Below are 23,318 nucleotides of genomic sequence, written 5' to 3'. Positions count from 1 at the left end.
ACAACAAAAGAAGACTAGGAGAAGTCAAAATAATTCCGTTTCAAGATCCGTTCTGTCCCCATCAGCTCTTGATATGTGAGTGTTTCCGGTAATTTTTTTGCATTGACTAAAAAAAGCTGATTTTCGATTTCCGCTATGACCGCTTCCTCCTGATACGTCATGCCGCAGGAGGAACAGGCGAATGCGGGTGTTTCTGTAATTTCTATGGCTCTCGTACCGTCAGGAAGCTCCCAGTACACAGCCGCCTGACAAGCTGACGCCTTCTGATTGCCGCACCACTCGCATGGCTTCACGGCGACTCACCTCCGACTTCCGATCCTGCTTTTTGCTCTTTCTTTTGCTGTGCAATAAATTTCTTTTCTTTCAATTCATCTCTCTTTTCCCTGCGGTCTTTCAGCGTTTCATGATCAGGGTTTGATGTAAACGTTTTCCTTCTGTCAATCCTCGATACATTTTCCGGTGTGAACGAAACCTCTTTGTCCGCGAAAATGGCGCTCAGTCCGACCGGCTCGCGTTTGGCCATTGTTCCCGGAAAAACAGATTCAAAATAGTCGTCGGCTTGATTCGGGATATAGTTTTCCGGCTCGGGATAAGATGTAATCACCCCTTCGAAGTTTCTGATCACTACTTTCTCCGGACTTTGGGAGAGCAAGTAGTTCGGCTGCAGGGCGATTTTACCGCCTCCGCCCGGGGCGTCGACGACAAAGGTCGGCACGGCAAAGCCTGTTGTGTGGCCTCTCAGCCCTTCAATGATTTCCAATCCTTTTGAAACAGGCGCTCTGAAATGGCCGATTCCCTCTGACAAATCACATTGATAAATATAGTACGGACGCACGCGGATTTTCACTAAATCATGCATGAGTTTTTTCATAATCGGCACCGAATCGTTAATGCCTGCTAAAATAACGGCCTGGTTACCGACCGGAACACCTGCGTTAACGAGCTTTTCACACGCCGCAACCGATTCTTCCGTCAGTTCGATGCTCGTATTAAAATGAGTGTTCAGCCAGACCGGATGATATTTTTTCAAAATCTGACAAAGGTTATCCGTTATCCGCTGCGGAAATACGACGGGCGCTCTCGTTCCGATCCTGATAATTTCAAGGTGGGGAATGTCACGCAGGTTTTTCAAAATATATTCCAGAATCTGATCGTTGATTAAAAGCCCGTCTCCGCCGGAAATCAGGCAGTCACGGATTTCCGGCGTTTCCCGGATGTAAGCGATTGCCGCATCGAGCTGTTTTTTCGGCACCCCCATTCCGATCTGTCCGGAAAAACGCCTTCTGGTGCAGTATCGGCAATACATCGAGCATTGATTTGTCACCAGAAAAAGAACGCGGTCGGGATAGCGGTGCGTAAGACCGGGAACCGGTGAATCTTCATCTTCAAACAGCGGATCTTCAAGGTCATATTTCGTTTTGTGCATTTCTTCTGACAGCGGCACGGACTGCATGCGGATCGGACATCTCGGGTTATCGGGATCCATTAAAGAAGCATAATAAGGCGTAATGTTCAGGGGAATGGTTTTTACAGACATCCTGACGCCTTCTTCTTCCTCTTCGGTCAAATGAATGACTTTTTTCAGGTCATCGACGGTTCTTACAGTATGGGTGAGCTGCCACAGCCAATCATTCCACTTGTCTTCCGGCACATCTTTCCACAATTCAATCTCCTTCCAATGACGCTTCGGCTGAAACCATTTGTTTGTCAAACGAATTCCTCCTTATGAATGGCCAAACGTAAAGTCTTGCACCATATATTCATATTTTCGAGCCCTTCTGAAATGCGGCAGTTGTTCACAAGCCTGCCTCTGTAGCCGTATCCCGCATGATACAAAACGGCGTTCATCCCGTAAGACGCTGCACGGGCCAAGGAAAAAAGATGAATGATTCCCCGGCCAGCGAGTTCCTGCTCCAACGCTTTAAACAAGTGTGCCGTTACGGAGTTCCCCCTGTAATCTGACAGAACCGCGCAATCGGTCATTTCAGCGTGCCCCAATACCGGATTGATATCTGCGCTTGCCGCCCCAATGAGACGATCCTGATCGAATGCGGCATAATAGATGGTGTTTTCTTTCATTGTTTTTTTAATATAAAGGGGATTAAAGACAGGAGTCGGATAGGTAAGAAAAACATGTTTATATAAGTGCGATAAGCAGTCTGCATCATCTTCGTCCGCTTTTCTGAACATCAGCGTGCTTTCTGTTTGAGTCAGTCCCCGCCGCGGTGTCTCATATAAACAGTCAACAGTCGAATCTTCTGATACATATGAATCTGACCGTCTCCGTTCCTCTGATAAATAGCGCACCATCACAACAGCCTTATGCCCGTTGTAATACCCGTCTATGACACCCTCAACAATAAAAAGATGCTTGACAAATTCCGGCTCATCGCCGCGCTTGGCAAAGAAAATCACCTTTTGGGCTCCTTCTTGCTTTGCTTCTGCCAAAACGGCCGGTATAAGCGCCGTGATCTGTCCGTCATAACGAATGACTCTGATCCGCTCATTGAAACGGTCTGCATCAATCTCGGCCGCTCCGCTTTCAGCCCTCAGTTCCTTTATCAGCTCCGTCACCCCCATCTGCCACCCCGCACCATTCCATGATAAAAAGAGAAATGATTTTGACGGCATCGATTAACGCCCGGACTTCAATGTATTCATTCGCCTGATGCGCCGCCTTGACTTCTCCCGGACCGAAGACGATGACCGGTGTCTGTCCCGCGTGCTGCAAAAGCCCTCCGTCCGTTCCCCACGGGGACGCTTCACGAACCGGTTTTGCCCCTTTCATTTTCTCAAAAGAAGATTCCAGAGCGGAAATCAGCGGATGCTCATCCGGGAGATCATTCGGAAGCCACTGAGCTCCAAACCATTCTATTTCCGCGGGGTGGTGTTTAAACCATTCATCCCGGTACTCCAAATCTTTCAGCCAGCTTGCCAGCTCTTCTTTTACTGCTTCGGGCGTTTCATCCGGCGCTATTCCGCACCTGCCTTCTATCACCACACGGTCAGCTACCGATGATGGCCACGTTCCCCCTTGGACGGTGCCGATATTAATGGGAACCGGAATCGGAACGTCCCGATAAAGCGGGTCTGTGATACGGGCGTTGCGGACGTGTTCAAGCTCTTTAAGGGCTGTGATGACATGCAGGCTTTTTTCAATGGCGCTCACCCCTTCATAGCGGGTGCCGCCGTGTGCGGACAATCCTCTTACCGTAATGCGGAACCACATAGACCCTTGCTGCTTAACAAACAGCTTTAAATTAGTCGGTTCGGGAATAAGCGCCCCGTCAGCCTTGTAGCCCCTCATAACAGCCGCCAGTGTTCCCGCGCCGCCGCACTCTTCATCTACGACACTTTGAAACAGAACATCTCCTTTTAACGTAATCCCGCAGGCTTCAAGCGCTTCTAACGCAAACAAGAGGGCTGTATTGCCGCCCTTCATATCCGTTGAACCGCGTCCGTAAACTTTGCCGTCCTTTTCAACAGCGGTAAACGGTTCATACGTCCATGCGGCGGGATTTCCTTCCGGGACAACATCAATATGTCCGTTCAGTATCAGTGATCTTCCGCCCCCGGCCCCTTTCTTTACGGCTGTGATATTCGGGCTTTCATGGAAGTCTTCGCGTTCCGATACAAAATAAGGATGCTCTTTCAACTGTTTGACACTCGGCTCCCAGACATCAATATCCATGTCAAACTGTCTCAGTTTTTCTAAAACGACTGCCTGTGCGTTAAATTCATGGCCGAACGTGCTTTTTTCCCCGATCAGCCGTTTCAGCAGGCTCACCGCTTTTGCTGTGTTTTCTTCCGCCCACTCAGTGACTTTCTTTTCTAATTGATCCATGGACAGACCCCCTTTTAAGAAAACATTCTCCCAATCTGATTTCGGCATCCGTTGTTTGAATGACATCGTCTATGGTCGTGCCATTCAGCAGTTCCTCAAGAACAAAAGCCCTCTTATCTATGCTGATGACGGCTTTCTCTGTAATGATGAGATCTGCACAGCCCGCTGCTGTAAGCGGCAATGAACAGCTTTCGACCAGCTTCGGCCGGCCTTTCTGATCGGTGTGGCTCATGACGACAACCACTTTTTTCGCGCCTTGGGCAAGCTCCATCGCCCCGCCCATTCCGGGCACTTTTTTCCCCGGCACGAGCCAATTGGCGAGATCACCTGTCCTGCTGACTTGGAGCGCGCCTAAAATGGTAATATCTATCAGCCCTTTTCTGATCATGGCAAAAGACAGAGCTGAATCAAAATAGGAAGCACCCTTAACTGTACTGACAGGAAATCCGGCCGCATTGCATAAAAGCTCATCCTCCTCTCCGCGCTCCGGACTACCGCCGATACCGAGGACGCCGTTTTCCGCCTGCAGCATTACCTCCATGCCGGCCGGCAGAAAGTTCGGCACTAAAGAAGGAATGCCGATCCCCAGGTTGACAATCATACCTGAGGTAATTTCACTGGCGGCCCGCCTCGCGATACTCTCTCTTTCCGCTATTCCCAAGCCCATCTCCACTTCACTCCTTCACTTTGCACGACACCCTCCACGAAAACGCCCGGCGTTACAATATGCTCGCTGTCAAGTTCGCCGGCAGGCACAATCTCTGCCGCCTCAGCAAATGTTCTTTCGGCCGCAGCAGCCATCAGTGGGTTCATGTTGCGCGCCGTTTTGTCAAACGTCAGATTTCCGAATTCATCAGCAATATGCGCGGACACAAAAGCGAAATCAGCCGTCAGCGCTTTTTCAATTAAATAGGACTTTCCGTCAATCGTTACGGTTTCTTTGTTTTCACAAACGGTTGCGTTATCAATGCCGATATCAGTTAAAATACCGCCTAGCCCCGCTCCGCCTGCGCGAATCCGTTCAGCAAGCGTCCCTTGCGGCGAAAATTCCACCTCAAGCGCTCCGTCAGTCATTTGTCTGCCTGCGACAGGATTTGAGCCGATATGGGAAGCGATCAGCCTTTTTACCCGCTTATGAACGATAAGCGGGCCGATACCGATTTCCGGAAATCCGGCATCATTGCAGATGACGGTCAATTCTTTAACGCCGCTTTCCAAAATCGCTTCGATTAATGACGGAGGTGAACCCACTCCCCCAAAACCGCCGAACATGATGACAGATTCGTCCTTGACATCGGCAATTGCTTCATGAATATCGATTTTTTTATGAAAAATAGACATATCAGCTCAATCCTTCTTCATCATTTTTTCAGCTTCTTCTGCGGACTGGGAAAATAGATCTGACAGCTCATCCAGCTCCGCATATGAAATCGTGAACGGCGGGGCGATGATGACGGCGTCTCCTTCTCCGCTGTCAATACCGGGCTTTGCTGGGTAAATAAGCAGGCCCCGTTTTTTTGCCGCTTTAATGATTTTTTCGGTAAAGGCCTGTTTTTTCGAAAAAACGTCCTTCGTCGTTTTATCCTTAACGAATTCAACTCCGATCAGGAGGCCTTTACCGCGGACATCCCCGATCACCCCGCTGCGGTCTTTGATTTCTTCTAATTTCCGCTTCAGCATTACGCCTTTTTCCTCTGACTGCCGAAGCAGCTCGTGTTTCTTGACATAGCGAAGCACTTCAAGCGCCGCCCTGGCACAGTATGGGTTGGCACTGTACGTATGTCCGCTCATAATGACCCCGGAGCCCCGCTTGATCGTTTCAACGATGTCATCAGACGCAACAGCTGCCGCAATCGGAGCGTAACCGGCGCCCAACCCTTTTCCGAGCACCGCGATATCAGGGGCGATCCCCCAATGCTCAGAAGCAAGCATCCGCCCTGTTCTCCCGAGCCCCGTCATGACTTCATCCGCAATAAACAAAATACCGTGCCTGCGGCAGACAACCTCAAGCGCTTCATAATAACCTGCCGGCGGAGTGATGGCCGCCCCGGCTGCTCCGACAATCGGCTCTGCGACAAATCCCGCGATAAATGAGGAACCGATCCGCTGAACAGCCGTTTCCAGTTCAGCCGCCGCAGCTTTCACAAATTCCTCTCCCTGCAGCTCTGAACGATACATATTAGGCGCTGAAACGGCCGGAAACCGTTCAAGCAGCTGGGTGAAGCGGTATCTCCGTTCATAGAACCCTGATAATGAAAGCGCTCCCAAAGTAATGCCGTGGTAACTTCCCCATCTTGATAGAAAGACGGATTTTTGGTATTGCCCTTTTTCCTGCCAATATTGAACGGCCATTTTCATCGCTGTTTCGACTGCCTCTGAGCCGCTGTTTACAAAAAATGACCAATTCAGCCCGCCCGGCAGATGATCGGCCAGAAATAAAGCCAGTTCTTCTGCCGGAGTACTGGTGAATTGCGAGCGATACACAAACGAAACGGAGTCAAGCTGCTCTTTTAAAGCTTGTATAATATCCTCCGTGCCGTGGCCGATATTGCAAGTGACCGCCCCCGATGCTCCGTCCAGATACTTGTTCCCCTCCTGATCATACACATATGATCCCTTTCCATGACTGACTGACGGATAATTTGCGTCAAGCTCCGGTTTGATTAAATAGCTCCCCATATCTTTCCACCTCGAAAACCCATTTGCTTCATTGTATGAACAGATGAATAACCGCATTCTTTCCTTCAAAAAGTTTTTTGCAGAAAATACCTTTCTGTAAAACAGGCTGCCGGAGATGTCCCGACAGCCTGAAGAGCGTTCTGGAAATTCTATTACTACTGTTGATTTTATTCTTTCTTCGGTTCTGCTATTTATCTGCTCAGCTCATCATCACATCATTTTTGATCTGAATCTGTATAAGCAGAAGGCGGAAAATTCCCGTCTTCTTTACTGTATGGGAATCAATATTTCACACAAATGATGATTCACCTTTTGTAAAGTATACCTTTCGATAATGGGCTGTTCTCTGATTGATAAATTATTTTTTTCGATCTCAGAAAAAACAGTGTTCCAAAATCCGCTGACTGCCTCTTTTGTATGATCAAGCAAGAAAACAGCGTACTTCCCTCCGGAAAATGTACCGATCCGGGCTGGTTCAGGCACATGGTCTTGATTGATAACAAGACAAACATCATAGCGGCATTTCTCTTTAGGAGTACGATTCGGATGATCTTGCGGAATTCCTAAAATGACAGAATAATCAAGCAGGCCATTCAATTGTGCCCAGTTTTTAAATGACTCCATCAGTTCTTTGTTTTGCTTTCCTCCATACTCTCCGACGTTTCGGAAATAAGCAATTCTGGATTCGGGTAATTCTTCAATCGTTATGTTCACATTTTCTCCCCCTTCTCCAGAAAGGCAATATGTATTAAAATGTTTTTCAAGCTGATTTTTCAGCATGGAAATAACAAAAAGCCTGCAGAAAGTGATGTTCTCTGCAGGCTGATTTTCATTATAGGATTTTTTTCAGTCTAACAAATAAAAGCCGCACCGACGATGATTAATAAAATAAACAATACAACGATCAGCACAAAAGTGCTGGTTCCGCCTCCGCAGCCGCCGTGCCCGTAACCATAGCCAAAACTGCCGCAACCGTAGCCATATCCGTATCCGTACATACGCAAATCATCCTTTCTTCTTACGATATACGGCATTGTATGCGGGCCAACTCCCAATTGGTTTATGCGAATGCCCAACTATGTAAGAAAATAATGAAAAATTGTATGCACGCGCCGAAATCTTTTGAAACCGAGTTTTTCATAAAAGCGGTTTACACCGTCCATCCCGGACGTCACAAGGTATACGGTTTCCATGCCGTTCTGCTTTGCCGCCGCCATCAGCTCATTCATCAATATCGATCCGTAGCCTTTTCGTTGGAATTGATCCAGAATTGCGACTTCTTCTATTTTTGCGGTTTTATCTGCTTTGTTGATGAAAAGCTCTCCGCAGCCGATCGGAATCGTTTGCGAGGCGTCGCTGTAGCACACGACAAGCATAACCGTTCCGTCCTTATACAAAGGATATTTCCGCTCAAGCTTTTGTTCGGCCGCCGCCTCGCCAATGTAAAGGGCATCATAGATGTTCATAATAGACGACCCGTCGGCGAGGCTTTTGTCCGTCCCCCAAGCAGTGAGCGGGTGTCCTGCCTGCAGGTCCCCATTTGCCAGTTTCCTTGCAAAAAACAGCTCATCTTCCACTACGCAGCCCTGCTTTACCAGAGTTTGTTTCAGAAGAAGCGGAAATGCGTGCTCCGGAGACGCTTTCACATGAATATAATTGGCTTGAAGCATGCCCGGAACGGACGAAAAAAACGGCAGCAGTTTGTCTAACGGAAATGTACGGTGCAGCTGAACAAAGTTATGCGAAAAAATCTGCGGCAAAAAAGGGTCCGTATATACACTGAAATGCTCGAACCTCTGAATGCCGGAAGTAAGCTCTATATACTGCTTCTCGGTTTTATCAAATTGATCGGTCATAAAAGCTCTCCTTTTCCTTACACATCCGACTGCATCTCTCAACCTTTTGTTATATTGAGATTTCTTATAATTTCATCGTACACCGGATAGAACGGCATTCCAATTGGTAATTGTTTAATTTGCTGAAAGGAAATGGGTATCGCCTTCTGATTCGCAAAAAAGCGTTTCGCTACGTCATGACTGATCGGATGGAGAACCCCTCTCAAATAAACATAAAATTTCCGTTCAATGCGAAACAGCATTCTCCCGGGCAGATGTTGAATACAGCCCGCTGTCCCCCGGCTGATCGGCGGACCGTCCGGAAGCGATTGTATTTCGGCCCGTTCTAAAGCCGGAATGTCATGCCGTTTAAATCGGTAAAAGCGAAATGCGCTATGATCAACCAGCCTTTTCTCCCCGTCTTCTATAAAATAAACATGAAACTGATCCCTGACGAGCTGAAAATTCGGAATACTGGCGGAGTCCTCTTCCTCATATTGAAATAAAAACGGATCCGGAATGACGACGGTTCGGCCTTCATATAACGTATGCCAGCGCTCGTTTACAGGCTTCCTTTTATTTCGGTCAAGCTGATATACTTTCTGGTCCGTCCCCTTTACAAAGGATCCGTCGATCAGGACAGACGGAAGCGATTGATACGTGTTCTGAAATGAGTGGGGTGTTTTATAGGTCGTATCCAACACTTCTTTTATCGGCAGAAATGATGTAAATGTGTTGAGCCTGCTCCAAAAAACAGAGTCTCCGTGATTCCAATGGATAACATCTTCGTCCCAAAAGCTGCCGAACTTCTCTTTCACACGCTCAAGCAATGATCTCCGGTGCATCACTGAACAGTGATCAACGAGAAAAGCGGCCTGATCAAGCACCTCTTCAGCGAAACGATAGAAGTGGAATTGTTCTGTTCCGCGCCCGTTTACATGTATCACCTTCTGGCTGGAATAGACGGCATCAAACTCGCTGCATTGATTAAGCGCTTCCGCCATGCGGCTGAGCCTATTCGGATGAAATACGGTGTCGTCTGTCAAATAAGTGATGTATTCGCCTTCGGCCCGTGAAAGCGCATCATTAATCAAAACGGCATACCGGGTCGACTTCAGCCGTTCGGCCGGATTGATAAAACTGTTGTCATAATATATGCGAGGATCTTTTATATACGTACTGATGGCAGCCGAGGTTTCTTCATTTGAATGATCATCCATCACAAACAGCTCCCAATTGCTGTAGGTCTGATGCAAAACACTTTCAATCGCCTGTTTCACAAGATCCGGTTTGTTGTAACTCGTTAAGATAATTGAGATCTTCTTTTCCATCCCATCACCCCTTCTGTAAAACGTAAAAAACGGCTCCGAAAGAGACAGAGCCTGATATCCGTTATTAAAAAGCACCCCAGCTGACGATGCTTGAAATCGCGACGTTTGATCTCGTATTATTGAGCGGATTTTGAAAAACGGCCAAATCTGACAGCACTTCTTTGACAATTACGTTCTGCAGTGTGCTGCCGTTAATCAGATTGACGCGCGGTACAGGAACCCCAAGCTCTTTTGCCATTATAAGCTGACGCCGCAAATCTGAATGATCTCCGGACGGCTGATGAGATAACAAAAGAAGAAGAAGCAGTACGAGCTGAAATTCCTCCTCAAAACCCCCGTGTTTTACAGTTTCTCCTGAATCCAAAATATTCCTCTCCTTCATTTTTTAATCTATACAACGTATGTCATTCTCTTACAATCCGCATAGGCAAACAAAGCCTGATTCGAAAATTCAGCTGTTTGATTAAATATTGAAAAAAACACAAGCAAAACGGCATTCGACTTATACCAATCTCTTCAATCAGGAATATGAATAAACGTGAGGTTGAAATTGTTAAAGGAGGTGTATGTCCGCATGAGCGAGGATCGTTTGGAGCTTAAAAAGAACTTATTGAAAACTCTTTTAGCCCCTGTATTTGACAACAGCGCTTTATCTGGCGGCACAGATGGAGGAGATAACGTGAAAAACAGCGTAAAAGAATTATTGGAATCGGCAATTGATGCAAAAGTAGATGAAGCAGCGGCGAAAGACAGTCTCAGCGCACAATCAGTATTGGGAAGCGGTATTTCATTAGCGGCGAGATGGATTTTTGCAAGAATTCAGCCCGGCACTGTCATCAGCATTGTGATGGATTCAGGAGACATGATCGGCCCGGTTCAATTTGTTTCCTTTGACGAAATTCACGGAATCGTTTTTGTTACGCAGGAAAATTCCGTTACACCGGCAGGCTCTGCTACAACATTGCTTGACGTCGACAAAGTTGAAAGTGTCACGTTCACTTCGTAACAGCATATGAACGTTTTATATATCCGTTCAGGATATAAAGGCATATACACGTATTTTGACCGCTGGATCGAGGAAGGCTTTTTACAGTCTTCCGTCCGCTTTTTTTCTGTTTCTGAGTTTGAGGAAGATACCATCCGCAGTATACGGGCATTCAAACCAGACATCAGTCTGATGATGACGGGAGACCGTATTCCGTCTGAATGGCTTCAATGGCTGAAGACAGAACAGATTCCCGTTTATCTATGGATGACGGAGGATCCTTTTTATTTCGATGTGAGCATGACAATCGCCCCGCTTGCCGATGCCGTTTTAACGATAGAACAAAACGCGCTTGATGCTTACCGGCAAATGGGCTTACAGCACGTATATTATGTCCCGATCCCCGTTAATCAGCGGCTTTTTAAGAAACAACCTGCTGAAGCCTCTCTTCACACAAATCTGCTTCTGATCGGATACCCGTATCCGAACCGCGTTGAACTGGTGAAAGCAGCGGCGAAGCTTCCGTATACGCTTCGTATTATCGGGAAGGGATGGCGCAGACATCTGCCTAAAAAAATCGCCAGGCAGCAAAATGTGCTCGTAATGGATGAATGGATTGAACCCGAACATGCCGCATTATATTACAACAGCGCAGACGTGGTCTTAAACCCTCACCGTTCTTATCGGTTTGCGCTCAATCAGAACGGACGCGGCATCGAAAATACCAGTTTAAATACGAGAAGCTTAGACATTGCGGCTTGTCAGGCCTTTCAGCTGACAGACCTTTCTCCCGCGCCCCCGTTTTCATCATTTGTTTCTTACAGCGGGTTTGCGGATTTTGCGGATAAGATCCATTTTTATATGACAAACCCGGGTGAACGTAAACAAATCGCGGCGCTTAATTATCAAGAGACAGTACCGGCGTACACGTATGACCGGCTGCCGGCTGTGCTTACGGCTATCCGTTCCAAGACTTTCTCATGAAACGCTCTTCACATCAAAAAGCAGCTTGGATAAGCTGCTTTTTTCATGTTTATTTTCCGCTTCTGTCAGTCAGTTTTCTCGGGTCAACCTGTTTATTGACCTGCGGATGAAAGCCGATTTTATCAGCGATTCTTTCCCATGGCACCATTTTAAAATTTTGATTGGCCTTTTGGCCGTGATCTATATTCTCTCCGTCCTGTGCGACAAAAAGACCGAACGGATATTCAGGCCCCAGCCCGAAACCCAGAACGTCAATTCCGTCTGTATCGCTTGTGCCGTCTGTTTCAGGCCCGTCTGTTATCTGAAAGTCCGCAACATATTTGTTCTGTCCCTGTCTTTCATAAATCGCGTAGCTGCTGTTACCCTGGCTTGATGCAAGCAGATAACCTTTCCCGTCAGCAGCATAGTAAATCGTCAGTCCTTCAATATCAGGGGTTAAATGCCTGCCGTCGGCACGATCGATAACCGTTCCGTTACTGCCGCCGTCCGGCTCAGCACTGAACTTCCAGATGGCCTCATCTTCTTCTGCGATATAAAGACTGCCGTATTCATCGTCTGCTGCCATTCCTTCTGTCTGAGAATTCATTTTAAACGCCCTTACCTTTTTGCCGGATATGTATCCATTTTTATCCGCATTTAATTCGTATTGTTCAAATTCGCCTTCTTTCCCTGTCACCATCGCGTAATATTTTCCTGTTTTTTGACTGTGGTACAAGCTGAAACCGTATACTTCATCAATTGCTGATGCAATCGGGCGGTCTGGATCCGTAATGCTTTGTAATGTGCCGTTTTTCCCGTCAATGGCGTAAATCTCAATGGTATTCTTTCCTTCAGACCGATTGGATGCCGCCGCAATATCGACTTTTTTTCCGTTCAACGGAAAATCATAGCGGATATCAACATTGTTCAGCTTCCCGGTATGATAGGAATGAAGCATCTTTCCCTCTAGGCTGTACACGACTAAGCCTGATTTTTTATTGGTTGTGATCAATTTGCTGTTCTGAGGATTCTTGGGGTCCAGCCAAATCGCAGGATCATCAGCTGCATCACCGGCTGTATCAACCGGCTCCGTTTCCGCCGCCGCATTCACGGTAAAATGATAAGGATCAGACAGCTTATGTTTGGCCTGGGAAGAAACCGCACCGCATGTGAGCATCAATCCGGCTGCCGCGGTTAACAAAAGTATTTTTGAATGATTCATTTTCCATCCTCCTTTTATGAACGTGCACTTTAATTGTAAAATACATACAGGAAGTTCAGTGTTAAGTTTTTGTGAAGATTGTCCGCATGTGAGAATTTATGGAGAGAAAAAATTGACGTGGACAAATATTTGAAATGAATATTTAGTACAATGTTTTATTTGTGATTTCTATTCTATTAATCGGGTAACGAGATATGAAAGCGCATCAGATTAATGTTTTTCTCTAATTTTTGATTTATTGGTTTCTTTCATTAACTCGCTGAAATTGTTCAACATATGATGCATGGTAGAGAAACGAGAGTTGGAGGATAAGCCATGCCTAAACAGCAAGCAGTAGAGCTACAACCGTTTTTTCACGATAAAACTGTTCTCGTCACAGGCGGAACAGGATCAATCGGAAGCCAAATAGTAAAACGCCTTTTGCTCTTAACCCCTAAAGAAGTCATTGTGTTCAGCAAAGATGACAGCAAACAATATGTGATGAAACAAAAATACGCGGATGAACAAAGACTGTCGTTTGTGCTCGGCGATGTTCGTGACTACAGAAGAGTCAACCAAGTGATGAAAGGTGTTGATATTGTCTTTCACACAGCTGCGCTGAAGCAGGTTCCGACATGTGAGGATAATCCCTTTGAAGCCATTCAAACCAACCTTATCGGCGGACAAAATGTCGCAGAAGCCGCTTTGCTGCAAGAAGTGACGCATGTGATTAATATCAGTACCGATAAAGCCGTTTCCCCGGTAAACACAATGGGGGCTACGAAGCTGTTGTCCGAGAAGCTGTTTCATCAGGCAAATCATCATGTTCAAAACCGCGGTACGGTGTTTTGTTCGGTCCGCTTCGGCAATGTGCTCGGTTCACGCGGTTCCGTTATTCCTATTTTATTTGAGCAGTTGATGGCAGGCGGTCCGCTCACCATTACGGATAAAAACATGACGAGGTTTTTTATGTCGATCGATGACGCCGCAACGCTCACTCTGCAATCTGCGGCGATTACAAAGGGCGGAGAAACGTTTATTTTTAAAATGGAGTCCCTGAGGCTTGAAGAACTGCTTCACGGGTTTGAAGAATATGCGTTCCGGCACGGACTGCCGCGGCCAGCCGCTGTTGAAGTGGGAAAACGCCCCGGTGAGAAGCTTCATGAAGAACTGACCTCTCCTCATGAGACGGAATCTTTATATGAATGGGGCAATCTTTACGCGATATTGCCGGATCCCGCCAAACATCCGGAATTTCGGAAGGTCAATCTCCCCAGATATCAATCCGATCAGGCGCCGCTCATCACAAAAGACACAATCGTAAAAATTATTGAACGATTACATGAAGAAAAAAAAACATAGAAAAAAGGCCTGTCTGATAGGCAGGCCTTATTGCTGAGCTCTATTTTTCAAATAAATGCAGGCAGGCTTCATAGCCCTCTTCCTTCAGCTTGTCTTTCGGAATAAACCGGAGTGCCGCAGAGTTAATGCAATAACGGAGACCGCTTGGCCCCGGGCCGTCATTAAATACGTGGCCTAAGTGGGAGTCCGCTGTTTTGCTTCTCACTTCCGTCCGGATCATCCCGTGGCTTGTGTCCAGTTTTTCGTCAACCTCTTCTTCCTCAATCGGTTTTGTAAAGCTGGGCCAGCCGCAATGAGAATCGAATTTATCCAGAGATGTAAACAAGGGCTTTCCTGATACGATATCAACATACAGCCCCTCTTCTTTGTGATCCCAGAATTCATTTTGAAACGGCGGCTCCGTTCCGTTATTTTGCGTGACTTCATATTGCATGCGGTTTAATGATTTGATTTTTTCTTCTTTATTAAAAGCCATCTTATCTGTCCCTCCAATGCTCATCCAGAAAGCCTTGACGTCCGGAACCTACACGGTAGCGCCCGTAGTGATCAGGATTTTTCTTATAAAAGTGCTGATGATAGCCTTCCGCTTCATAAAAAGGCTCAGCCTTTAAAATGTCTGTGACGATCGGCTTTTTAAATATGCCGCTTTCTTCAAGCTGTTTTTTTGAGGCTTCAGCGATTTGTTTTTGTTCATCATTATGGTAATATATCGCCGCCCGATATGAACTTCCGCGGTCTGCAAACTGGCCGCCTGCATCAGTCGGGTCGATCTGCTGCCAAAACAGCTCGACAAGCTTTTCATACGGATAAATGTCAGGTTGAAATGTGATTTGAACGGCTTCTCTGTGTCCGGTCGTTTCACTGCACACTTCTTCGTAAGTCGGATTCTCAGTATGACCTCCTGTATAGCCGGACACCACCTTTTCAATCCCGGGCTGTTCGTCAAACGGCTTCACCATGCACCAAAAACAGCCGCCTGCAAATGTGGCGATTTCTTTTTTTTCTGACATACGGGTGCCCTCCTTTGTTCATACGTGGTATTATTATATTATAGCATGTATAAACAGAATAAAAATAATTCTGCTTTCAGGGGAAGCTGAACGAATGCCACGCTGACTACATATTGGAGGTTCATGATTTGAAAGTAAGGACACAAATGATGTATGATATGGAAGCTTTGCTTCGAAAAGTGTTTAAACAAATCAGAAATGAAGTTAATGAAATTCTAGATAAAGAGCTGTCCAGGAACGAATTCACCATTTTGCGGATTCTCAGTGAACAAGGGCCTAAAAAAGTAACGGAATTTGCCCCCATTCTTGAGGTCTCCGCAAGCCACATTACCGCAGTGACCGACGCTTTAGTAGAAAAGGAATGGATCACCCGCATCCGTTCTAAAGAGGACAGGCGAATTATCAGAATCCATATTACGGAAGCCGGGGAGAAAATTGTCGATCATTTCAACCAGAAAAAAACAGAATACTTTTTTAAACGGTTTGACTGCTACTCTGATGAAGAGCTTGCAACGTTAATCAAACTGTTCAGCAAGCTAGACAAAAAACGCTGACACAAAAAAACACAAATCCCTGAAAGGATCTGTGTTTTTTTATGAAAACTTATTGTTTCGGATGATAATAGGAAAATTCAATTTCATCCGTGTCGAGATTGATTTTATCCGCTTTTACATACATGCCGTTGTCTAAAGGCATTTCTGACAGACGGATCTCGATGCTTTTATCCCCGGAATGAACGTGCACAAATGACGGGAGTTCGTAAAAGCTGTCCATATAATTCAGCACAAAGCTGATCGGCAGGCTTAATTCGCCTAATGAAAACTTCGTCACTTTCAAAACCACATCTCCGTTCTCCTGTACGGACGGTTCAAATGTGACGACCGCGTTAATGGAGGTTGAGAATGCTTTGATTTTACCTGCCACGTGCACATCGTTATTGATGTCCACTTTGTAGTCAAGCTGATTCGATGCCTTCTCTTTTAAGTACGAATTCACAAACCTGGCAAGTGATTCTTTGGAGCTTGTGATATGAAAGCCGTACTCACTTTTTGTCTGATCTTGTATTTTCGCCTGCTCTCCCGGCATAACCAATAATGTCACAATTACCGCGGCGGCAATCACATTGAGTGCGAGAAGAACAAAAAACAGCGATTTCCACTTTTTCATCATTTCACCCTATTCTGCTGGTAACCCTTGTTTTTCTATGATGCCGTATAATCGGTCGGCGATGAGTGCATACCCTTTTGCGTTCGGATGAAAATCATCATCCTTTGAAATCCGTCTGCTGCCGCTTTTTTGACTGAACAAGTCTTCAACATTCACCGCAGCGGCGTGGGGATCTTTTTCCAGCTCTTTTGCGGCGATCTTGTTCCAATCCGTCACAACCCCATTAATTTCTTTTAATTCAGGCAGCGTAAACGTGAACGGATTATACATGCTGACATACACCAGCTCTGCGTTTTCATTATATTTGCGGATTTTTGAAACGATCGCCTTGAACCGTTTTTCAAAAGGTTTCTCTTCCTTTTGGAACGGCTGAACCGTCAGCTGCATCATATTCTGGCGGAGCACCTTCATTAAGTCATTGCCGCCGATGGTAAAAAAGATATAGTCGGCGCTCTTTAATGATTTCTGCACTTTTTTATTATCAAGCTTTTCCAGCAGGTCCGACGTTTTGTCGCCCTGCACCGCATAATTTTTAATATCTACCGTTTTCACATGTCCCTTTTTCTTAAGAGACTCCGCTGTCTTGCCGACGTATCCTGAACCGTCAGGATCTCCTACTCCTTCAGTCAATGAATCACCGACCGCAGCTATGACAATATGATCTTTCGTTTTCGGTTCTTCAGCGTCAGAACCGGTGCGCTGGACAGAACAAGCTGATAAAAGCAAAGCCAGTCCGGCGATCAATGAGAACATTCGCAGCTTCAATCTGGTTGCTCCTTCCCCGTCTACTAGTGGAAAGTGTAACATGTTTTTTCAGTTTTGAAAATGTCTAATCTGCCAGTTTACTTGAGCTCCTCAGCCGCTTTGACATCTGACAGGATATCATCATACGGAACCTTCTGCACGCCGTCATAATCTTTAAGCACCTTGCCGTCAGGTCCGACTAAATAAAAAGAAGTTTGATGTATGACCTGGTCCTCTCCCTCCGGCTTTTTGACGATTGCTTTAAAGCTGTTCAGCGCAAAATCTTCAATGTCCTTTTGGCTGTAACCGGTCAGAAAATCCCAGTTGCGAAGCGAAAGCGGATATTTGGAAGCAAAGGCTTTCAGCTGTTTCGGCGTATCATTTTCAGGATCTACACTGAATGACACAATCCGCACGTCCAGGTTCTCAGCCTTCAGTTTTTTTTGCAGTTCGGTCATGTGGGCCGTCATCGGCGGACAGACTGTATTACAGTTTGTAAACATAAAATCGGCAATCCAGACATGCCCCTTCAGGCTTTTCAGTGACACTGTTTTCCCGTCTTGGTTCTGATATGAAAACGGCTCAATCTGATAGTTCAGCGGGTCTTTTATCGTTTTCCCCCCGCAGGCGCACAAGAGCAGCAAACAAAAGACGGCAGCGAAGCTTTTCATTTTTTTCATTTCCATTCCCCCCATAGATAAAACGCTTACAGCATTCATCATAAAAAAATTCCCGCACCCTCCCTTATCAAAAGGAAGGCGCTAAGGAATGTGCACCGTTATGCGTTATGTTTTAAAATCTCTTGGCTGAAAACGGCCTCATAATCTTTCCACTTCATACGGCGCTTGACATATTGTCGGAATGAATACACTGTTCTCACACTTTGTGAAGCAAAAACTTCTCTCAAATAAAGCTCAAGGTGCTGATGAATTTGAAAAAAATATTGTTCACCTTCCGTGACAACCGGTATTTCTGTCACTTTTACCTGAATCCCGTCCTGTCGTTTGAACTCTAGGCTTTTGAGTAACAAGATATCAATCCTTCTTTTTCGATTGTTTTCTTTTTATTATATACAATCTGAGAAAGCGTGTCTGTCATTTTGCGCGGCCGTTCTAAAAAAAGTCAGATTAACAGGTGGAACAGATCCTGATCTTTATTCACCTCTACGTAATGAAATCCTTTTTGATTCATCCGGGCAATGAGCGCGCCGTAATCTTCCCGATGCTTAAGCTCAATGCCGACCAATGCGGGGCCGCTGCTTTTGTTATTTTTTTTCGTGTATTCAAACCGGGTGATGTCATCATCAGGACCGAGCACCTCATCAAGGTATTCGCGAAGCGCTCCCGCCCTTTGCGGGAAATTAACGATAAAATAATGCTGCAGCCCCTCGTAAATCATGGAGCGCTCCTTCATCTCCTGCATTCTGCCGATGTCATTATTCCCTCCGCTGACCATGCAGATGACGTTTTTCCCTTTAATCTCTTCTTTGTACAGATCAAGTGCTGACACGGACAATGCACCCGCCGGTTCAGCCACGATAGCGCATTGATTATATAATTCAAGAATCGTGCTGCACACTTTTCCTTCCGGGACAAGCAAAACGTCATCGACGATGGTTTCGAGCGTTTGAAAGGTTTCAGCGCCGATTTTTTTTACGGCCGCCCCATCGACAAATTTATCAATTTTCTCAAGTTCAACCACTTGTCCGGCTTTTTTCGATTCAAAATAGGAGGCTGCGCCCTTCGGCTCTACCGCTATGATTTTTGTATCCGGCGAGATGTTTTTCATGTACGTGCCGAGCCCGGACAGGAGTCCCCCTCCCCCTACGCCTGCAAAAAGAAAATGCGGTTCAACATCAATGTCATTTAAAATTTCGATGGCAGCCGTTCCCTGTCCGGCCATGACATCGGGATCGTCAAACGGATGAATGAACGTGCGGTTTTCTTTTTCACAGCATTCCGCAGAACTCTTATACGCATCATCGAAAGTGTCACCCGTCAATATGATTTCAACAAATTCTTTTCCGAACAGCTCCACTTGGGATACTTTCTGTCTCGGTGTAGTTGACGGCATAAAAATCTTGCCGTGAATGCCGAGGTGTTTGCATGAAAACGCAACCCCCTGCGCATGGTTTCCCGCACTTGCGCATACAATTCCGTTTTCAGTCTGCTCTTTTGAGAGCTGCCTCATTTTATTATAAGCCCCTCTGAGCTTAAATGATCTGACCACCTGCAGGTCTTCTCTTTTCAAATAGATATTGCAGCCATACCTCTCAGAAAGTCTGTCATTCCTCTGCAAAGGCGTATGTATCACAACGTCCTTTACGTTTTGGTGCGCTTTTAAAATGTCTTTTACCTGGATGAGAGAGTCTTCTTTAAGCAACGGTTTCATTTACAGAGTCCTTTCTTATTTAAATCCCTATTTAATATGCCATTATAACATGAATATTCGAACAATAAGATAATTATTTTAATTTTGTAAATAAAAATAAATGAACCGATACAAGAGAAAAAGATATTTTCGATCGCATAAACGTGTTATACTTAAACCAATTAGAACCAAAAGGAGCCAATTCATGAGTGTAATTGAACAAACTGATCCTTTTTATCAGCTAGCCGGCGAACATCACACCTTTTCAGAAGCGAAACGATTGGCCTCGCAATTTGCCTTATCTGATTTGCCAGTCTTCATAACAGGTGAAGTCGGAACCGGAAAAAAACAAATGGCCAGAGCGATCCATCATAAATCCCGCAGAAACAGCGAACTATTTATTACCGTTCACTGCAGCCAAAGCGAAGATCGGCTCGAATATGAACTGTTCGGCGCTGAAGGTGCATTAAACAGGGCCCGCCGCGGAACATTATTCTTATATGAAATCGGAGACATGCCGCTCTCGGTACAGGCCCGCCTTCTTTCCGAGCTGGACGCCGGGCTTTCCGCCCGCATCATTGCAAGCAGCACGGCGAATCTTGGCGATACCGGCGCGGAAAACACGTTCAGCATAGATTTATTTTACAGGCTTCACGTGTTATGCCTTCCGCTCCCTGCTTTATCTGAACGAAAGAGCGATATACCGCTTCTTCTGCAGCATATGCTGACAGCCTCGGGGCAGCATATTCATATCGATCCGTCCGTTTATCCGCTGTTTGAGCGGCACACCTTTAACGGCAACATCAGAGAACTTGAAAATGCGGCTCACTATATGGCCGCGGCAGCATCCGGCAGCACGATTTATCCCGAGCATGTCCCGCCGTATATCAAAAACAGCCAGAAAGCGAAAACCGCTAAGAAAAAAGAAAAACGGCTGACATTGATGGAGAAAGAAGAGTTTTTGTTTATTTTGGAATCAATTAAAGACTTAAATACAAAAGGCGAACCCGCCAGCAGACGGAGCATATCCGAATTAAGCGAAAACAGCACAATGACATTAACGCCCCAGCAAGTCAGAAACAGGCTTGATTACTTAGAAAAGATGAACTATGTGACAAAAGGCCGGGGACGCGCAGGAACAAAAATCACATTAGAAGGGTTGACCTTTTTGCAGTCACTGCAAAAACAAATCCTTTAAAAAGGAGGACATTTGATTGTTCACAATAAAAGAAGAAATCGCAAATGCCGTCACACACGGAATCGGTGTATTGCTGTCGATTCCGGCGCTTATTTTTCTCATTATCTTCGCGGTGAAATACGGCTCGCCGACAGACATCGTCAGCTTTTCAATCTTCGGCGCTTCAATGCTCCTGCTGTATCTCAGTTCGACTCTTTTGCACAGCATCCAGCATAAAAAAACGAAAGACATTCTTGAGATTGTGGATCATTCCGCGATATACGTATTAATAGCCGGAACATATACGCCATTTTTATTAGGACCCCTTAAAGGGGCGCTCGGTCTGACCCTTTTAATTATTGTTTGGTCGCTTGCCATCGGAGGCATCGTGTTTAAAATCTTTTTCGTGAAGCGGTTTATCATTTTTTCAACGCTTGTCTATTTAATGATGGGCTGGCTGATCATCGTCGCCATTAAACCGCTGTACGCTTCGCTGTCAGGCCCCGGTTTCGGCCTTCTTCTTTTCGGCGGCTTATTGTATTCCGCCGGCACAATATTTTATATTTGGAGAAAGGTTCCGTATCATCACGCCATTTGGCACAGTTTTGTTTTAGGCGGCAGCGCCTCGATGTTTTTCTGTATTTTGTTTTATTGCGTCAAAGTTCCCTTTATCTGAAATAAAAAAGCACAGCCTCTCGTATAGAGACTGTGCTTTTTTTATGCACGGAGCCGTTTCTGACCGGCCGGATAATAAGCGGGCTTTATATGTAATTCAATGTCAGCCGGTTTCAGCCGTTTCAGTAATCTGCCCCGCAGCAGCCGGTCTGTTCCCGAAGTGCTGACGGGCACAATCGGGAGATCGAAACGAAGGGCCAGTTCCTCCGGATTGATTTTGCCGTCTTCGGACAGAATCAGACTTTGCCCTTTTTGCAGACGGACTTCCGCCTCCTGAAGCACTGCATCCCGGCTGTCTCCGCCACAAATGACACCCATCAGACGCAGCCAATTTCCGAGAAACGGCATCCGGAAAGCTTTCTCGCCAGCGATAAAACCAGCCGGCTCTTCAAGATGTCCCGCAAGCAGCAGAAGATCAGCCGGGCGCAATTTGGGATGCACATACAATACGGGGCCGTCCGGGATCGGCTGATCATGATGAATGCCGATTGTCGATCCCGAGACGTCAATGCAGCCTCTCATAAAGGCTTTCGGCCGCTCATACACCAGCCTCATCTGTTTTTGAAAAGAGAGCCGCGGGTCAAGCTCTTTTTGATTGATATATTCCTGAATATTTTTCATGAACATAAATACAACGTACATCACAAGGCAGCCGTAACGAATCAATTCTTGTCCCCCTGCTTAATTCTTTTTCTCGTATACAAGGTACTCATAATCGTAAGGATTTTTTTCATTTTTTACTCCCTGTTTGCGGGAGGTCAATTCCCATTCAGCTTCATTAAATTCCGGAAAAAAACGGTCTCCTTCAAAGACATGGTGAATTTTTGTCATGTAGAGTCTGTCCGCATAAGGAAAGAGCGCACTGTACAGCTGGGCGCCGCCGATTACAAAGCATTCTTCATCCGCCGGGATCAGCTTGAGCACTTCCTCAGCCGAGCGGGCGGCAATACAGCCCGGGAATGAAGATTCGTCCCGTGAGGTTACAACGATGTTACGCCGGTTCGGAAGCGGGCGTCCGATTGATTCAAACGTTTTCCGCCCCATTACAATGGTGTGGCCCGTCGTCACTTTTTTGAAATACGCGAGATCATCGGGAAGGTGCCAAGGCAGATCGTTATCTTTTCCGATCAGCCGGTTCTCATCCATCGCAAAAATAAACGAAATCATACGCTGACAGCTCCTTTTATGTGCGGATGCGGGTCATAATCCTCAATGATAAAGTCTTCAAACGTAAAATCAAAAATAGAATCAACATTTCGCGCAAACCGCAGTTTCGGCAGCGGACGGACATCCCTTGTCAGCTGCAAATTCACCTGCTCCACATGGTTTTGGTAAATGTGGACGTCTCCGAATGTATGAACAAACTCACCCGGTTCAAGCCCCGTCACATGCGCGATCATCATTGTTAAAAGCGCATAAGACGCAATATTAAACGGCACGCCGAGAAAGACATCCGCTGAGCGCTGATAAAGCTGACACGACAGTTTTCCATCCGCGACATAAAACTGAAACAGGCAGTGGCAAGGCGGAAGCGCCATACGATCAATTTCTCCGACATTCCAGGCGCTGACGATTAAACGTCTGGAATTCGGGTTTGTCTTGATGTCATGAATCAGCCGGGAGATTTGATCAATGGTCTCGCCGTCCGCTCCGCGCCACGAACGCCATTGAGAGCCGTAAACCGGTCCGAGTTCTCCGTTTTCATCCGCCCATTCGTTCCAGATACGGACTCCGTTTTCCTGAAGGTAGCGGACATTCGTATCTCCTTTTAAAAACCAAAGCAGCTCATGCGCGATGGATTTAAAATGGAGCTTTTTCGTCGTAAGCATCGGGAAACCTTCCTGAAGGTTAAACCGCATTTGGTAGCCGAACGTGCTGATCGTACCCGTTCCCGTACGGTCTCCTTTTTTTTCTCCGTTTTCTAACACATGACGGCACAAATCTTTATATTGTTTCATTTTTTTCATCCTTTTAA

The 23,318-nt window shown here is 46.1% G+C and carries 29 protein-coding genes; 6 read left to right on the top strand and 23 right to left on the bottom strand.

Translation table 11 applies throughout. The features are described from left to right. Positions 1-14: 14 nt before the first annotated feature. From ACWJJ4_RS14240 to cgeC, 12 genes are all read right to left on the bottom strand, one after another. The gene (locus tag ACWJJ4_RS14240) at positions 15-293 is read right to left on the bottom strand and encodes a YokU family protein (protein WP_053573288.1); all 279 of its coding nucleotides are present in this window, start codon (positions 291-293) and stop codon (positions 15-17) included. Then, complete coding sequence (kamA, locus tag ACWJJ4_RS14235) at positions 290-1,711, bottom strand: lysine 2,3-aminomutase (protein WP_031379013.1); 1,422 nt, start codon at positions 1,709-1,711, stop codon at positions 290-292. Before kamA ends, ACWJJ4_RS14240 begins: the two co-directional genes overlap by 4 nt. Further along, positions 1,708-2,580, bottom strand: coding sequence for a putative beta-lysine N-acetyltransferase (ablB, locus tag ACWJJ4_RS14230; RefSeq protein ID WP_167860219.1), 873 nt, complete (start codon positions 2,578-2,580; stop codon positions 1,708-1,710). The genes kamA and ablB overlap by 4 nt, the downstream gene beginning before the upstream one ends. Continuing rightward, positions 2,543-3,844, bottom strand: coding sequence for a peptidase (locus tag ACWJJ4_RS14225; protein WP_003153675.1), 1,302 nt, complete (start codon positions 3,842-3,844; stop codon positions 2,543-2,545). The genes ablB and ACWJJ4_RS14225 overlap by 38 nt, the downstream gene beginning before the upstream one ends. Beyond that, positions 3,816-4,511 carry a 3-oxoacid CoA-transferase subunit B gene (locus tag ACWJJ4_RS14220; RefSeq protein WP_070081987.1) on the bottom strand — a complete coding sequence of 232 codons (696 nt, stop codon included), beginning with the start codon at positions 4,509-4,511 and terminating at the stop codon, positions 3,816-3,818. The genes ACWJJ4_RS14225 and ACWJJ4_RS14220 overlap by 29 nt, the downstream gene beginning before the upstream one ends. After that, positions 4,496-5,185, bottom strand: coding sequence for a CoA transferase subunit A (locus ACWJJ4_RS14215; RefSeq protein ID WP_454021739.1), 690 nt, complete (start codon positions 5,183-5,185; stop codon positions 4,496-4,498). Before ACWJJ4_RS14215 ends, ACWJJ4_RS14220 begins: the two co-directional genes overlap by 16 nt. A 6-nt stretch (positions 5,186-5,191) precedes the next feature. Next, positions 5,192-6,523, bottom strand: coding sequence for an aspartate aminotransferase family protein (locus tag ACWJJ4_RS14210; protein WP_024085487.1), 1,332 nt, complete (start codon positions 6,521-6,523; stop codon positions 5,192-5,194). Between the two features lie 267 nt (positions 6,524-6,790). Continuing rightward, entirely contained in the window at positions 6,791-7,237 is a 447-nt protein-coding gene (locus ACWJJ4_RS14205; RefSeq protein WP_014305226.1) for an AraC family transcriptional regulator, read from the bottom strand. Between the two features lie 137 nt (positions 7,238-7,374). Then, positions 7,375-7,521 carry a YjcZ family sporulation protein gene (locus tag ACWJJ4_RS14200; protein WP_014418145.1) on the bottom strand — a complete coding sequence of 49 codons (147 nt, stop codon included), beginning with the start codon at positions 7,519-7,521 and terminating at the stop codon, positions 7,375-7,377. A 78-nt stretch (positions 7,522-7,599) separates the two neighbouring features. Then, positions 7,600-8,379 (bottom strand): GNAT family N-acetyltransferase, encoded by a 780-nt coding sequence (locus ACWJJ4_RS14195; protein WP_454021738.1) that lies wholly within the window; start codon positions 8,377-8,379, stop codon positions 7,600-7,602. A 38-nt stretch (positions 8,380-8,417) separates the two neighbouring features. After that, entirely contained in the window at positions 8,418-9,689 is a 1,272-nt protein-coding gene (locus ACWJJ4_RS14190) for a glycosyltransferase family 2 protein (protein WP_454021737.1), read from the bottom strand. A 64-nt stretch (positions 9,690-9,753) separates the two neighbouring features. Beyond that, positions 9,754-10,053, bottom strand: a complete 300-nt coding sequence (cgeC, locus tag ACWJJ4_RS14185; RefSeq protein ID WP_079891442.1) for a spore maturation protein CgeC — start codon at positions 10,051-10,053, stop codon at positions 9,754-9,756. Between the two features lie 210 nt (positions 10,054-10,263). On the opposite strand from cgeC, the gene ACWJJ4_RS14180 reads away from it, so the two are divergent. Then, positions 10,264-10,695, top strand: coding sequence for a hypothetical protein (locus ACWJJ4_RS14180; protein WP_003153666.1), 432 nt, complete (start codon positions 10,264-10,266; stop codon positions 10,693-10,695). 6 nt (positions 10,696-10,701) lie between these two features. Then, on the top strand, positions 10,702-11,658 hold the full coding sequence (locus tag ACWJJ4_RS14175) for a CgeB family protein (protein WP_063095002.1): 957 nt from the start codon (positions 10,702-10,704) through the stop codon (positions 11,656-11,658). Between the two features lie 49 nt (positions 11,659-11,707). Here ACWJJ4_RS14175 and phyC read toward each other — a convergent pair whose 3' ends face one another. After that, positions 11,708-12,859, bottom strand: a complete 1,152-nt coding sequence (phyC, locus tag ACWJJ4_RS14170; RefSeq protein ID WP_146284462.1) for a 3-phytase — start codon at positions 12,857-12,859, stop codon at positions 11,708-11,710. Between the two features lie 315 nt (positions 12,860-13,174). Here phyC and ACWJJ4_RS14165 point away from each other — a divergent pair, with 315 nt between their 5' ends. Further along, complete coding sequence (locus ACWJJ4_RS14165; protein WP_128574884.1) at positions 13,175-14,200, top strand: SDR family NAD(P)-dependent oxidoreductase; 1,026 nt, start codon at positions 13,175-13,177, stop codon at positions 14,198-14,200. 40 nt (positions 14,201-14,240) lie between these two features. Here the strand turns inward: ACWJJ4_RS14165 and msrB are convergent, their stop codons facing one another. Together msrB and msrA are read right to left on the bottom strand one after the other, a co-directional pair. Further along, positions 14,241-14,675: a peptide-methionine (R)-S-oxide reductase MsrB gene (msrB, locus tag ACWJJ4_RS14160; protein ID WP_007409536.1), complete on the bottom strand. Its 435-nt coding sequence runs from the start codon at positions 14,673-14,675 to the stop codon at positions 14,241-14,243. A 1-nt stretch (position 14,676) separates the two neighbouring features. Further along, positions 14,677-15,210: a peptide-methionine (S)-S-oxide reductase MsrA gene (gene msrA / locus ACWJJ4_RS14155; protein WP_003153641.1), complete on the bottom strand. Its 534-nt coding sequence runs from the start codon at positions 15,208-15,210 to the stop codon at positions 14,677-14,679. Positions 15,211-15,338: 128 nt separating this feature from the next. Here msrA and ACWJJ4_RS14150 point away from each other — a divergent pair, with 128 nt between their 5' ends. Beyond that, positions 15,339-15,764 (top strand): MarR family transcriptional regulator, encoded by a 426-nt coding sequence (locus tag ACWJJ4_RS14150; protein WP_003153639.1) that lies wholly within the window; start codon positions 15,339-15,341, stop codon positions 15,762-15,764. 49 nt (positions 15,765-15,813) lie between these two features. On the opposite strand, the gene ACWJJ4_RS14145 is transcribed toward ACWJJ4_RS14150, so the two are convergent. The 5 genes from ACWJJ4_RS14145 to ilvA form a co-directional block, all read right to left on the bottom strand. Beyond that, positions 15,814-16,377 (bottom strand): YpmS family protein, encoded by a 564-nt coding sequence (locus ACWJJ4_RS14145; RefSeq protein ID WP_003153637.1) that lies wholly within the window; start codon positions 16,375-16,377, stop codon positions 15,814-15,816. Positions 16,378-16,386: 9 nt separating this feature from the next. Beyond that, a complete protein-coding gene (locus ACWJJ4_RS14140; RefSeq protein ID WP_369614708.1) occupies positions 16,387-17,142 on the bottom strand; it encodes an SGNH/GDSL hydrolase family protein in 756 nt (251 codons plus the stop codon). A gap of 77 nt (positions 17,143-17,219) precedes the next feature. Then, positions 17,220-17,801 carry an SCO family protein gene (locus tag ACWJJ4_RS14135; RefSeq protein WP_079005166.1) on the bottom strand — a complete coding sequence of 194 codons (582 nt, stop codon included), beginning with the start codon at positions 17,799-17,801 and terminating at the stop codon, positions 17,220-17,222. 98 nt (positions 17,802-17,899) lie between these two features. After that, a complete protein-coding gene (locus ACWJJ4_RS14130) occupies positions 17,900-18,151 on the bottom strand; it encodes a DUF2535 family protein (RefSeq protein WP_048367428.1) in 252 nt (83 codons plus the stop codon). 92 nt (positions 18,152-18,243) lie between these two features. Then, a complete protein-coding gene (ilvA, locus tag ACWJJ4_RS14125; protein ID WP_031379000.1) occupies positions 18,244-19,512 on the bottom strand; it encodes a threonine ammonia-lyase IlvA in 1,269 nt (422 codons plus the stop codon). A gap of 184 nt (positions 19,513-19,696) precedes the next feature. Between ilvA and ACWJJ4_RS14120 the strand changes: the two genes are divergently transcribed. After that, a complete protein-coding gene (locus ACWJJ4_RS14120) occupies positions 19,697-20,689 on the top strand; it encodes a sigma-54-dependent transcriptional regulator (RefSeq protein WP_454021736.1) in 993 nt (330 codons plus the stop codon). Positions 20,690-20,705: 16 nt separating this feature from the next. After that, a complete protein-coding gene (gene trhA / locus ACWJJ4_RS14115) occupies positions 20,706-21,344 on the top strand; it encodes a PAQR family membrane homeostasis protein TrhA (RefSeq protein WP_007409529.1) in 639 nt (212 codons plus the stop codon). A 41-nt stretch (positions 21,345-21,385) separates the two neighbouring features. Here trhA and ACWJJ4_RS14110 read toward each other — a convergent pair whose 3' ends face one another. Genes ACWJJ4_RS14110 through ACWJJ4_RS14100 form a run of 3 tightly spaced genes read right to left on the bottom strand, consistent with a single transcriptional unit; the run spans position 21,386 to position 23,301 of the window. After that, a complete protein-coding gene (locus tag ACWJJ4_RS14110) occupies positions 21,386-22,009 on the bottom strand; it encodes a lysophospholipid acyltransferase family protein (RefSeq protein ID WP_015417675.1) in 624 nt (207 codons plus the stop codon). Between the two features lie 15 nt (positions 22,010-22,024). Beyond that, positions 22,025-22,510, bottom strand: coding sequence for a dihydrofolate reductase (locus ACWJJ4_RS14105; protein WP_077722486.1), 486 nt, complete (start codon positions 22,508-22,510; stop codon positions 22,025-22,027). Continuing rightward, complete coding sequence (locus tag ACWJJ4_RS14100; RefSeq protein WP_102422248.1) at positions 22,507-23,301, bottom strand: thymidylate synthase; 795 nt, start codon at positions 23,299-23,301, stop codon at positions 22,507-22,509. Before ACWJJ4_RS14100 ends, ACWJJ4_RS14105 begins: the two co-directional genes overlap by 4 nt. Positions 23,302-23,318: the final 17 nt, after the last annotated feature.

The sequence above is a fragment of the Bacillus sp. JK62 genome, assembly GCF_053663455.1.
The sequence above is the reverse complement of the archived record's forward strand: the minus strand, read 5'-3'. Positions and strand labels throughout refer to the sequence as shown.

Excerpts from the sequence above, each read along its gene's own strand:
- ablB (WP_167860219.1), bottom strand. The coding sequence starts at position 2,580 with ATGGGGGTGACGGAGCTGATAAAGGAACTGAGGGCTGAAAGCGGAGCG.
- ACWJJ4_RS14225 (WP_003153675.1), bottom strand. The coding sequence starts at position 3,844 with ATGGATCAATTAGAAAAGAAAGTCACTGAGTGGGCGGAAGAAAACACA.
- ACWJJ4_RS14220 (WP_070081987.1), bottom strand. The coding sequence starts at position 4,511 with ATGGGCTTGGGAATAGCGGAAAGAGAGAGTATCGCGAGGCGGGCCGCC.
- ACWJJ4_RS14215 (WP_454021739.1), bottom strand. The coding sequence starts at position 5,185 with ATGTCTATTTTTCATAAAAAAATCGATATTCATGAAGCAATTGCCGAT.
- ACWJJ4_RS14210 (WP_024085487.1), bottom strand. The coding sequence starts at position 6,523 with ATGGGGAGCTATTTAATCAAACCGGAGCTTGACGCAAATTATCCGTCA.
- ACWJJ4_RS14200 (WP_014418145.1), bottom strand. The coding sequence starts at position 7,521 with ATGTACGGATACGGATATGGCTACGGTTGCGGCAGTTTTGGCTATGGT.
- ACWJJ4_RS14195 (WP_454021738.1), bottom strand. The coding sequence starts at position 8,379 with ATGACCGATCAATTTGATAAAACCGAGAAGCAGTATATAGAGCTTACT.
- ACWJJ4_RS14190 (WP_454021737.1), bottom strand. The coding sequence starts at position 9,689 with ATGGAAAAGAAGATCTCAATTATCTTAACGAGTTACAACAAACCGGAT.
- ACWJJ4_RS14180 (WP_003153666.1), top strand. The coding sequence starts at position 10,264 with ATGAGCGAGGATCGTTTGGAGCTTAAAAAGAACTTATTGAAAACTCTT.
- ACWJJ4_RS14175 (WP_063095002.1), top strand. The coding sequence starts at position 10,702 with ATGAACGTTTTATATATCCGTTCAGGATATAAAGGCATATACACGTAT.
- phyC (WP_146284462.1), bottom strand. The coding sequence starts at position 12,859 with ATGAATCATTCAAAAATACTTTTGTTAACCGCGGCAGCCGGATTGATG.
- ACWJJ4_RS14165 (WP_128574884.1), top strand. The coding sequence starts at position 13,175 with ATGCCTAAACAGCAAGCAGTAGAGCTACAACCGTTTTTTCACGATAAA.
- msrB (WP_007409536.1), bottom strand. The coding sequence starts at position 14,675 with ATGGCTTTTAATAAAGAAGAAAAAATCAAATCATTAAACCGCATGCAA.
- msrA (WP_003153641.1), bottom strand. The coding sequence starts at position 15,210 with ATGTCAGAAAAAAAAGAAATCGCCACATTTGCAGGCGGCTGTTTTTGG.
- ACWJJ4_RS14145 (WP_003153637.1), bottom strand. The coding sequence starts at position 16,377 with ATGAAAAAGTGGAAATCGCTGTTTTTTGTTCTTCTCGCACTCAATGTG.
- ACWJJ4_RS14135 (WP_079005166.1), bottom strand. The coding sequence starts at position 17,801 with ATGAAAAAAATGAAAAGCTTCGCTGCCGTCTTTTGTTTGCTGCTCTTG.
- ilvA (WP_031379000.1), bottom strand. The coding sequence starts at position 19,512 with ATGAAACCGTTGCTTAAAGAAGACTCTCTCATCCAGGTAAAAGACATT.
- ACWJJ4_RS14120 (WP_454021736.1), top strand. The coding sequence starts at position 19,697 with ATGAGTGTAATTGAACAAACTGATCCTTTTTATCAGCTAGCCGGCGAA.
- ACWJJ4_RS14105 (WP_077722486.1), bottom strand. The coding sequence starts at position 22,510 with ATGATTTCGTTTATTTTTGCGATGGATGAGAACCGGCTGATCGGAAAA.
- ACWJJ4_RS14100 (WP_102422248.1), bottom strand. The coding sequence starts at position 23,301 with ATGAAACAATATAAAGATTTGTGCCGTCATGTGTTAGAAAACGGAGAA.